The following is an 8,285-nucleotide window of genomic DNA, read 5'->3' on the forward strand; positions in this document are numbered from 1 at the left end:
TCCTCGATCTGGTCGCGCGTAAGCCCGTAGACCGTGCTTTGGGTTTGTTTGAATAGCAGGTTCGTGCGCAGCAGGTTGCGGAAGTGGACGTCGTCCTCGAGGGCGCGGAACGCCGACGAGCCAGCCCAGACCCCGCCGTTCACAGTGGTGCCTTCAAGCTCGGGTCCGTTCGCCTCGATGTACGGGATCATCCGGTCCAAGACGAACTGGCGGCTGATATCGTCCCACTCACGGGCACGGCCATAGACACGGGTGTGGAGTCGGATTAGATCGGCGCGCCAGTCGGCGTTGAGTAGGCTTGAGGTGCCCGTCTGGCGCATTCCCTCATACGCCTCGTCGTGGGACAGGAAGAGCATGTAGCTCACGGCCAGGTCGAGGTAGACGTCGGTCGAGTCGTCCGGGAGGTCGCCGGCGTCCAACAGCGCTTGATAGGCCATCGCCATCCGGTCTATACGCGCACGGCCGCGGTCGAGCTCCTCGAGATCGGCCTCGAGGTCGGCCACCAGCCGGTCGGTGAGGTCCACGGCCGCGCGGTCCTCGGCACGGCTGGTCCGCCACTCATCGAGGGCGAGCGAGATCGTGACGCCGAGCACGACGACCAAGAGCTGGAGCGAGAAGTCGAGGGCGCGGCGGCGGGCGGAGCGCTCGGGCACGGGGACGAGGGAGGGGCGTGAGAAGCTACAGGGCGCCAGCGGCGCCATCTGGTCCGCCCTCGAGGACGGCTACCGGCTCCGCCGCAGCGAGTAGCCCAACTCCTCGACCCGCAGATCGAGGTCGAGGTCCGAGACGACCGTCGACATCCGACTCTGGGCGTCTCGGACGGCCTTGTTGTACACCGCCGGGCCGATCTCCTCGAGCGCGTAGTCCAGGAACGCCTCGGCCGCGATCACGCCGGCCTCGATCTCGAAGTGCTCGCCGAGGTAGTCCTGAATCGACGCGATCAGGTCGGTGCGCGCTTGCTTTCGAATCTCAATGGCCATGACGATGAGGAGTGTGACAACGTCCGAACCTCACTCCGCGATAGGGGTTCGGACTTCCCCCTCACGACGACTTATCCATGTCCGACGAAGACGGCCGCGACACGTTTTTCTTCGCCACCCGGATACCCGCTCCCCGCGAAGCCGTGTACCAAGCCCACACCGACACCGACCTGTTTGGGTTGTGGTGGGGGCCGGAGGGCGTCAAGACCACCGTCCTCGATCACGAGATCGAGCTCGACGGCCACATGCTCTACAAGATGGACGGCCCGGCCGGGCCTCTCATGACCGGCCGGTTCGACTACGTCGACCTCGAGGAGCCGGCGCGCATCGCCTTCGACGAGGCGTTCGTCAACACGAAAGGCAAGACCGTCCGTCATCCTGGCCACCCGACGTGGCCAATGACCGTTCGCACGACGCTCTCCCTCGAGGCCGACGGGGACCACGCGACGGTCGTGTCGCTCCGTGCGGCCCCCGTCGACGCGACCTCGAGTGAGCGCCGGTCCTTCCGCGAGGCCCGTGGCGCGCTCACAAAGGGCTATGCCGCGACGTACCGCCGCCTGACCGCGCTGCTCGCCGCCACGCACCCCGAGCCCGGCCCCGACGACGAGGCGATCGGCCTCGAGGGCGCCGGTTGATCCAAGACTCTACGCTGCAGAGCCGCTCTCAAGGTTCGTCCTCGAGGGCGCATCGAACGAAGCGAGGCAACGCACACGCTATGGCACTCTCATCCGCTGACGCCGTCGACCTCGTGATTCGCGGGCGACGGACCTCCAAGGTCACGACCGAGACCGACGCGCCCCAGGACGACTCCCTCCCGAGCGCCGTCGTCGATGACCTGGTCGCGACGGCCGGGTTCGCGCCGTTCCACCACATGGCGCCCACCGCGCGCCAGGCCGAGGCCGTCGAGCCCTGGCGGTGCCACGTCCTTGACGCGGACGCGTGCCGGCGTCTCCGAGCCATCGCCCTCGAGGCTGGCGTTGGAGGGAAGATTCCGGGAATGCTGGCCGCCGCCTCGGCGATGGTCTTGGTGACGTGGCTGCCGGAGGGGCCGATGCGGCAGGGGCCGAAGGTTCGCTACCAAGGCTCGCTGGTCAACATGGAGCACATCGCCGCGACCGGCGCGATGATCCAGAACCTGCTCCTCGCCGCGACGGCACGAGAGATCGAGACCTACTGGTCGAGCGGGGGATGGCTCGCGAGCGACGTGGGGCTCCAGGCCGCGGGCGCCGGAGACGACGAGATCTTGCTCGGCGCCGTGTTCCTCTTTCCGTCCGACCTCGAGGGCGCGACGGTCACGACCGGCAAGCACCATCCCCGTCGGTCACCGTCGGCGGCGTGGGCCAGGCGCGTGAGGTAGGGCGTCTGGACGACCTCGAAGGCGTGTTCTCCGAGCGTCCGACGCCTCTTCACGGTCCGTTAGAGGCGGATTTGGCCCGAGGGCGTTGTACGTGACTCCCGCCCCTTCTGCGTCATGGACGACCTCGTACGCCTCCCGTCTCCATTTCTCGACCGCATCGACGACCGGCTCGCGCGCTGGCTACGCCGCAACGGGGTCCGGATGCTGCGCTACGCGATCGGCGTCGTGTTCGTGTGGTTCGGCGCGCTCAAGCTGGTCCCCGGGCTGAGCCCCGCCGAGGCCCTGGTCCGCGACGTCGTCCCGTTCGTCGACCCGGACCTGTTCGTGCCGGTGCTCGCGGTGTGGGAGGTCCTGATCGGCGCGCTCCTGCTGTTCCGCCCGACCGCACGGATCGCGTTGCTGCTGCTCGTGCTTCAGATGCCGGGGACGTTCCTCCCGTTCGTCGTTCTGCCCGAGGTGTGCTTCACGAACTGGCCGTTCCAGTCCCCGCTCGACGTGTTCGCACTCACCCTCGAGGGCCAGTACATCGTCAAGAACATCGTGCTGGTCGCTGCCGGCATGGTCGTCGGCGGGACCGTCCGCCGAGCGTCGAGCGCCGAGCAGCGACTCTAATCGCGTCCTCGACGGAAGGACCTACAAGCTGCTCACGACCTCGCCGCCGCTGGGCATTTCGAACGCGTTCGACGGCGTGTCCGGCGCGGCCTCGAGGTCGGCGAGTGTGCCTCGCGCTTTGGGAGTTCCGGTGGCGGAGTCGAACGAGCGGAAGCCTTGTTGCATCGTGATGCCGCCGACGGTCTGGTCGCCGTCGTAGATCATCAGGGTCTCCGGCGTGTGGCCGCCGTCGGGGTTGAACGGCGCGTAGGACACGACGTAGCGGACGCCCTCGACGCGGCGCGTGTCGGCGTTGACGAGCAAGTCGTAGTAGTCGTCCGGCGCGTCGCCGGTGCCGGGCTCGAACGTGACGCGGACGACGTCGACGGGCCGCCCCTCGACCGAGTCGGCGGGCGCGGCCTCGAGGACGACGCCGGGGTCGGCGAAGACGAACGGGATCGAGACGAAGTAATACGGCGTGAGCGACCAGAACCGGGCGTCCGTTGGAAGCTCCGCGTCGGCGGGCCGGACCCAGGCGTCGGTGCCGGTCCAGCCGAACGAGACCGACGTGTCGGCGGCCATCGTGTGGACCGCTCTCGAGGCCCACGGATCGACGAGTTGACGCGTGTCGATGGCCGAGCCGGCCGGAGCGCCCGTGCTGTCGAGCCGCGTGTACGTGTAGCGGTACCCGAGCGGCCCGTTCGCGTACCAGGCGTCGAGGCCGCCGTGTGCCTCGATGACCTCGAGGACGATCTGACCAGCGTCCGAGCCCTCGAGCCTCTGCGTGGCGTCCTCGACGCGGGTCGAGATTTCGCCGTCGCTGGGCATCGCCATGTCGGGTCCGCATCCGGTGACAGCAACGAGGAGCGTCAGGGCGAGGAAGCGCATGTCGGGGAGAGTCAAGAAGCGGGAGCCGTCCTCGAAGGTGTCGGCTAAGCAAGGTCGCGAAGCGCCTCGAGGACGTCGCGCGTAGACGCGCGCTGGGTGTAGTCGGCCTCGACGAAAGCGGCTCGGACCGTGCCGGACTGGTCGATCACGTAGGTCGCCGGGACAGGGAGCTCCCACTCGTCGGTCCCGTTGTACCGCGCCAGGTCGACGCCGCCCAGGCGGTAGCGGTCGCGCGTCTCCTCGTCCACGCGGAAGACGAGCCCATACTCCCGCGAGACCTCCAAGCCGTCGTCGGACAAGACGGGGAACGCGAGCTCGTTCTTCTCGACCGACGTCAGCGAGCTGTCGGGCGTCTGGGGCGAGACCGCGATCAGACTGGCGCCGGCGCTCTCGAGGTCCGAGAGCGACTGCTGGTAGTCGCGGAGCTGCGTGTCGCAGTACGGGCACCACGCGCCGCGGTAGAACGTGAGCACGACCGGCCCGTCGACCAGCATCTCGCTTAGCCGGACCGTGCCGCCGTTCGCGTCCGGAAGCGTAAAGTCTGGTGCGCGGTCCCCAACCGCGAGGGCGCTCGCTTGGGCCATCTCGGCCGTCATGTCGGCCTCGAGGTCGGGCGCGACGTCCGTTGTCTCGGCCTCGAGGTCGCCCTCGGTGGAAGGGTCGGAGCAGCCGACGACGGCGAAGGAGACGGCGAGGAGGAGAAGCGAGCGCATAGCGGTGGCGGGGAGGGGGCCGACGCGACAAGATCGCTCGGGTTTACGTGCCGTCCTCGAGGTCGGAGTACCGAGGTTGGGCCCGGGTCCGTCCTCGAGGCCGCAGCGGTCGCAATCGCAACCTCACCGAAGCGCAGAGGTTGACCCAGTACCTTAGTGTCTGTCCTTCGGAAGCCCTTCCACGATGCCCTACGTTCCTGAGAACCCCGTCCGCTTCGTCACGGCCGCCAGCCTGTTCGACGGCCACGACGCCGCCATCAACATCATGCGGCGGATCCTGCAGGCCCAGGGCGTCGAGGTGATCCACCTGGGCCACGACCGCTCCGTGGACGACGTCGTGCGGACGGCCATCGAGGAGGACGCGCAGGGCATCGCGATCTCGAGCTACCAGGGCGGCCACGTCGAGTACTTCACGTACATGGTGGACCTGCTCAGAGAGCGCGGCGCGAGCCACGTCAAGGTGTTCGGCGGCGGCGGCGGCGTGATCGTCGCGGACGAGATCGCCGACCTCGAGGCCTACGGCGTCACCAAGATCTTCTCGCCTGGGGACGGGATGCGGATGGGGCTTGAGGGCATGATCGAGTCGATGGTCCGGGCGTGTGACTTCGACCCGCTCGAGGTCTCGGGCGACGGGTGGGGGACCGACGGCACTGAGGTCGAAGTGGCGACGGCCTCCGACGTCCAGACCGTCGCGCGAGCACTGACGGCGGTCGAGCAGCGAGCCGCGACCCCGAGCGGGGACGGCGCCCCGTCGCTCTCGCCCTCGTCCTCGAAGACGGACCGGGCCACGCCCGTCGTCGGTATCACCGGCACCGGCGGCGCTGGCAAGTCCACGCTGACGGACGAACTCGTTCGCCGCTTCTTGAACGACTTCCCCGACCTCGAGGTCGCCGTCCTGTCTGTGGACCCGACGCGGAGACGGACGGGTGGAGCGCTCTTGGGCGACCGGATCCGCATGAACGCGCTCTACGGCGAGCACTCGGACCGTGTCTACATGCGCTCGTTCGCGACGCGCCAGGCGCACCGGGCCACGTCGCAGGCGCTGCGCGACGGCATCGAGGTCGTGCGCGCGGCCGGGTTCGACCTGGTCATCTTGGAGACGGCGGGGATCGGCCAGAGCGACACCGAGGTCTCGGAGCTGGTCGACGTCTCGCTCTACGTCATGACCTCCGAGTTCGGCGCGCCGACGCAGCTCGAGAAGATCGGGATGCTGGACGTGGCCGATCTGGTGGCGCTCAACAAGTTCGAGAAGCGCGGCGCCGAGGACGCCCTGCGCGACGTCAAAAAACAGGTTCAGCGCAACCGCGGCGACTTTTCCGCCAGCCCGGACGCGATGCCCGTCTTCCCGACGATGGCCGCGCAGTTCAACGACCCCGGCGTGTCACGCCTTTACCTCGGCCTGCTCGACGCGCTCGGAGAGCACGGCTTCGACCGGACCTCGAACCTGTTCGACGCCGAGACGCTCCCGCCGCTCGACCCGACCGAACTCGCCGTCATCCCGCCCTCGAGGACGCGCTACCTCGCCGAGATCGCGGAGACCTCGAGGACGTACCGCGCTTGGGCCGAGGGTCAGGTCGAGACGGCGCGCAAGTGGGGACAGGCCGTCGGCGCGAAGGCGCAGGTCGAGGACTGGGACCCGGACGACCGCGCCGTCCTCGAGGAGCGTCTGGACGAGATGGCGTCGCACTGGTGGGAGCGGCTCGACCCGAAATCGAGGTCGATCCTGGAGAACTGGGACGCCCTCGAGGACGCCTACCGCAGCGACGAGTTGGTCTACACCGTCCGTGGCAAGGACATCCGCCAGCCCCTCACGCGAGAGACGCTGAGCGGGACGAAGGTGCCGCGTGTCGCCCTGCCACGGACAAAGGACGCCGGCGAGAGGATTCGCTACGCCCTCTTGGAGAACCTCCCCGGACATTTCCCCTTCACGGCCGGCGTCTTCCCGCTCAAGCGAGAAGGGGAGGACCCGACCCGGATGTTCGCCGGCGAGGGCACGCCGGAGCGGACCAACAAGCGGTTCCACTTGGTGAGCTTGGGGCTACCCGCCAAACGTCTCAGCACGGCCTTCGACAGCGTCACGTTGTACGGCCGCGACCCCGACCCACGACCCGACATCTACGGCAAGGTCGGCACGAGCGGTGTGTCCATCGCGACGCTCGACGACATGAAGAAGCTCTACTCGGGCTTCGACCTGTGCGCGCCGACGACGTCGGTATCCATGACGATCAACGGCCCGGCGCCCTCGATCCTGGCCATGTTCTTCAACACCGCCATCGACCAGCAGGTCGAGCGGTTCCTGAAGGACGAGGACCGGTGGGACGCTGCTCACCAACGCATCGAGGACGAGCTTGGCGACGGCCGTCCGACCTACACGCCGTACAACGACGACGGCCTGCCCGAAGGCCACGACGGCTTCGGCTTGGGTCTGCTCGGCACGTCCGGCCGCGAGTTGGCTGGGTGGGGCGTCCTCGAGGACGCCGAGTACCAGGAGATCCGCGCCCGTGCGCTGCAGTCGGTCCGCGGCACGGTCCAAGCCGATATCCTCAAAGAAGACCAGGCCCAGAACACCTGCATCTTCTCGACCGAGTTCTCGCTCCGCTGCATGGCCGACATGCAGGAGCAGTTCATCGAGGACGGCGTCCGCAACTTCTACTCGGTCTCGATCTCGGGCTACCACATCGCCGAAGCCGGCGCCAACCCGATCTCGCAGCTCGCGTTCACGCTGTCCAACGGGTTCACCTACGTCGAGGCCTACCGCGCGCGCGGGATGGAGATCGACGACTTCGCGCGGAGCCTGTCGTTCTTCTTCTCGAACGGGATGGACGCCGAGTACGCCGTCATCGGGCGCGTCGCCCGGCGCATCTGGTCGATCGCGATGCGCGAGATGTACGGGGCTTCGGAACGGTCGCAGAAGCTGAAGTACCACGTCCAGACGTCGGGCCGGTCGTTGCACGCCCAAGAGATCCAGTTCAACGACATCCGGACGACGCTTCAAGCCCTCCTTGCGATCTACGACAACTGCAACTCGTTGCACACCAACGCCTATGACGAGGCGATTACCACGCCAACTGAAGAAAGCGTCCGTAGGGCGATGGCGATCCAGCTCATCATCAACCGCGAGCTCGGTCTGGCCCAGAACGAGAACCCGATCCAGGGCGCCTACATCATCGACGAGCTGACCGACCTGGTCGAAGAAGCCGTCCTGCTCGAGTTCGAGCGGATCTCTGACCGCGGTGGCGTGCTCGGCGCGATGGAGAGCATGTACCAGCGCGGCAAGATCCAGCAGGAGTCGATGCTCTACGAGCACCGCAAACACTCGGGTGAACTGCCCGTCGTCGGCGTCAACACGTTCCTGCCGCCCGAGGACTCTGAGGCGGCCCTCGAGGTCGAGTTGATGCGCGGGACGGAGACCGAAAAGCAGCAGCAGCTCGACGCGCTCGCCACCTTCCACACTCGGCACGACGGGGAGGCCGGCGACGCGCTCCTGCGGTTGCAGCAGGTCGCACGCGACGGCGGCAACGTGTTCGCCGAATTGATGGAGACCGTCCGTGTGGCGTCGCTCGGTCAGATCACGGGCGCGCTCTTCGAGGTCGGCGGCCAGTACCGCCGCAACATGTAGCTGCGACCTCGAGGTCGAACCTGGCGACCTCGAGGCCGCTTGCAAAGTCCCATCTCCTGTGGGAGAGGGACGGGGTGAGGGGTTTCCGGTCTCTGGTCGGCCTTGAGGTTGCACGCCACACCGCATGGGTCCCCGCC

General features: G+C 67.8%; 8 protein-coding genes. 4 read left to right on the forward strand and 4 right to left on the reverse strand.

The genetic code is table 11. The features are described 5' to 3' along the window. A partial coding sequence (locus WBA11_RS19120) for a hypothetical protein (protein ID WP_424522220.1) occupies window positions 1–653 on the reverse strand: 653 nt, incomplete at its 3' end. 69 nt (window positions 654–722) lie between these two features. Beyond that, complete coding sequence (locus WBA11_RS19125) at window positions 723–980, reverse strand: DUF2164 domain-containing protein (RefSeq protein WP_424522221.1); 258 nt, start codon at window positions 978–980, stop codon at window positions 723–725. A gap of 77 nt (window positions 981–1,057) precedes the next feature. Here WBA11_RS19125 and WBA11_RS19130 point away from each other — a divergent pair, with 77 nt between their 5' ends. The 3 genes from WBA11_RS19130 (at window position 1,058) to WBA11_RS19140 (ending at window position 2,949) form a co-directional block, all read left to right on the forward strand. Continuing rightward, on the forward strand, window positions 1,058–1,615 hold the full coding sequence (locus tag WBA11_RS19130; protein ID WP_424522222.1) for an SRPBCC family protein: 558 nt from the start codon (window positions 1,058–1,060) through the stop codon (window positions 1,613–1,615). An 80-nt stretch (window positions 1,616–1,695) separates the two neighbouring features. After that, entirely contained in the window at window positions 1,696–2,337 is a 642-nt protein-coding gene (locus WBA11_RS19135; protein ID WP_424522223.1) for a nitroreductase family protein, read from the forward strand. 114 nt (window positions 2,338–2,451) lie between these two features. Next, the gene (locus WBA11_RS19140; protein WP_424522224.1) at window positions 2,452–2,949 is read left to right on the forward strand and encodes a hypothetical protein; all 498 of its coding nucleotides are present in this window, start codon (window positions 2,452–2,454) and stop codon (window positions 2,947–2,949) included. A 21-nt stretch (window positions 2,950–2,970) separates the two neighbouring features. Here the strand turns inward: WBA11_RS19140 and WBA11_RS19145 are convergent, their stop codons facing one another. Both WBA11_RS19145 and WBA11_RS19150 read right to left on the reverse strand, forming a co-directional pair. Then, window positions 2,971–3,831: a hypothetical protein gene (locus WBA11_RS19145; RefSeq protein WP_424522225.1), complete on the reverse strand. Its 861-nt coding sequence runs from the start codon at window positions 3,829–3,831 to the stop codon at window positions 2,971–2,973. Window positions 3,832–3,860: 29 nt separating this feature from the next. Then, window positions 3,861–4,529: a peroxiredoxin-like family protein gene (locus WBA11_RS19150; RefSeq protein ID WP_424522226.1), complete on the reverse strand. Its 669-nt coding sequence runs from the start codon at window positions 4,527–4,529 to the stop codon at window positions 3,861–3,863. A gap of 184 nt (window positions 4,530–4,713) precedes the next feature. Here WBA11_RS19150 and WBA11_RS19155 point away from each other — a divergent pair, with 184 nt between their 5' ends. Then, window positions 4,714–8,148, forward strand: coding sequence for a methylmalonyl-CoA mutase family protein (locus WBA11_RS19155; protein WP_424522227.1), 3,435 nt, complete (start codon window positions 4,714–4,716; stop codon window positions 8,146–8,148). The last annotated feature ends 137 nt before the right edge of the window (window positions 8,149–8,285 follow it).

Origin of the sequence: Rubrivirga sp., from assembly GCF_049648075.1 — a bacterium.
Classification (GTDB): Bacteria; Bacteroidota; Rhodothermia; order Rhodothermales; family Rubricoccaceae; genus Rubrivirga.